Source organism: Actinomycetospora sp. (genome assembly GCF_055612215.1).
Genome location: NZ_JBVPVA010001100.1, coordinates 1 through 1,659 on the forward strand (window position 1 = coordinate 1; position 1,659 = coordinate 1,659).

Consider the following 1,659-nt stretch of genomic DNA (forward strand, 5'->3'; position numbering starts at 1 on the left):
GAGGTGCTGCTCGCGCCCGGGGAGGTCGTCGAGTTCGACACGCACCTGCCCCACGCCGTGACCAACCCCGGCCCCGAGCCCGCCGAGATCCTCAACCTCTTCGGACCGCAGGGCGAGCGCGCCCACGTGCGGGGAGCGCCCCGCGCTCGCGAGCGGACCTGACGACCCGCCGCACCGCCCAACACTTAGCCCTTGCGCACAGTATCGCCCCAGCGCAACACTGAGCCTCGTGGCACAGCGTGAAGCAGAGCTCGACGGGGTCCTCGTGGCCCTCGCCGACCCCACCCGCCGGGCCGTCGTCACGCGGCTCGGCCGTGGTCCGGCGACGGTCGGCGATCTCGCCCGACCCTTCCCGATGACCCTCCCCTCGTTCATGAAGCACGTCCGCACGCTGGAGCACCACGGCCTGATCCGGACGAGCAAGTCCGGGCGGGTCCGCACCTGCGAGCTCGACCGGGCCCGGCTGGACGTCGTCGCGCACTGGCTCGACGAGCAGCGGCAGGTCTGGGAGGGCCGCACCGACCGTCTCGAACGGTTCGTCACCGACTCCGAGGAGCACTCGTGAACCCCGACCTCGACCTCACCATCGACCGCGTGATCAAGGCATCGCCGACCGCCGTCTGGAAGGCCTGGACCGACCCCGCCGCGTTCTCCCGCTGGTGGCTCCCCGCCCCTCTGCACTGCCGGGTGGAGCGTCTCGACGTGCGCCCCGGGGGCGGGTTCGTGACGAGCATGAGTGAGGACGGCTCGGTCTTCGTCCCGCACGCGGACGCCTGCTTCCTCCTCGTCGAGGAGGGCCGACGGCTGGTGTTCACCAACGCGGTCGACAGCGCGTGGCGGCCCGCCGCGCCGGCACCGGTGGCCATGACGGCTGAGATCACCCTCGTCGAGCACCCCGACGGCACCGAGTACCGCGCCCTCGTGCGCCACGGCGATCCCGGGTCCCGCGCGCGGCACGAGGAGCTGGGCTTCGAGGACGGCTGGGGCACCGTCGCCGCGCAGCTGGCGGCGGTGGCCGAGGGCGCGTGATCAGCGCAGCGCGGCGCTGACCTCGAGGAACCGGTCGTTCTCCTCGGGCGTGCCGACGGTGACCCGCAGATGCCCCGGGATCCCGACGTCGCGGATCAGCACCCCGGCGTCGAGGTAGGCCTGCCAGGCGGCGTGGGCGTCCTCGAAGCGGTCGGGGAACCCGCCGTAGAGCAGGAAGTTGGCCGTGGACGGAACGACCGAGTAGCCCAGCCCGGCCAGCGCGGCCGCGATCCGGTCCCGCTCCTTCGCGAGGGTGTCGACGAGCGCGAGGGTCTCGTCGGCGTGGCGCAGCGCGGCGAGCGCCGCGGCCTGCGTCAGGGCCGAGAGGTGGTAGGGCAGGCGGACGAGCATGAGGGCGTCGACGACGGCGGGCGCGGCCGCGAGGTAGCCCAGCCGCCCGCCCGCGAACGCGAACGCCTTGGACATGGTGCGGCTCACGACGAGCTTGTGGCCGTGGGTCGCGAGGAGCTCGCACGCGCTCGGGCCCGGGGAGAACTCCACGTAGGCCTCGTCGACGACGACGATCCCCGGCGCGGCGTCCGCGATCGCGGCCAGCTCGGCGAGCTCGATCGACTGACCGGTGGGGTTGTTCGGGGTGGTGACGAACAGGACGTCGGGCCGGCGCTCACG

Annotated in this window: 4 protein-coding genes; 3 read left to right on the forward strand and 1 reads right to left on the reverse strand. The window is 73.4% G+C overall.

Annotated elements, in window-relative coordinates; all coding sequences use genetic code 11:
- Nucleotides 1–3: 3 nt before the first annotated feature.
- The 3 genes from AC0CYZ_RS29740 to AC0CYZ_RS29750 all read left to right on the forward strand — a co-directional run bounded on the left by AC0CYZ_RS29740 (nucleotide 4) and on the right by AC0CYZ_RS29750 (nucleotide 1,029).
- Nucleotides 4–162 (forward strand): hypothetical protein, encoded by a 159-nt coding sequence (locus AC0CYZ_RS29740; RefSeq protein ID WP_472221720.1) that lies wholly within the window; start codon nucleotides 4–6, stop codon nucleotides 160–162.
- Between the two features lie 67 nt (nucleotides 163–229).
- Nucleotides 230–565 carry an ArsR/SmtB family transcription factor gene (locus tag AC0CYZ_RS29745; RefSeq protein WP_472221717.1) on the forward strand — a complete coding sequence of 112 codons (336 nt, stop codon included), beginning with the start codon at nucleotides 230–232 and terminating at the stop codon, nucleotides 563–565.
- Nucleotides 562–1,029 carry an SRPBCC domain-containing protein gene (locus AC0CYZ_RS29750; protein ID WP_472221718.1) on the forward strand — a complete coding sequence of 156 codons (468 nt, stop codon included), beginning with the start codon at nucleotides 562–564 and terminating at the stop codon, nucleotides 1,027–1,029. Before AC0CYZ_RS29745 ends, AC0CYZ_RS29750 begins: the two co-directional genes overlap by 4 nt.
- Here AC0CYZ_RS29750 and AC0CYZ_RS29755 read toward each other — a convergent pair.
- Nucleotides 1,030–1,659 (reverse strand): aminotransferase class I/II-fold pyridoxal phosphate-dependent enzyme (locus AC0CYZ_RS29755; RefSeq protein ID WP_472221719.1); only part of this gene is annotated, 630 nt, incomplete at its 5' end.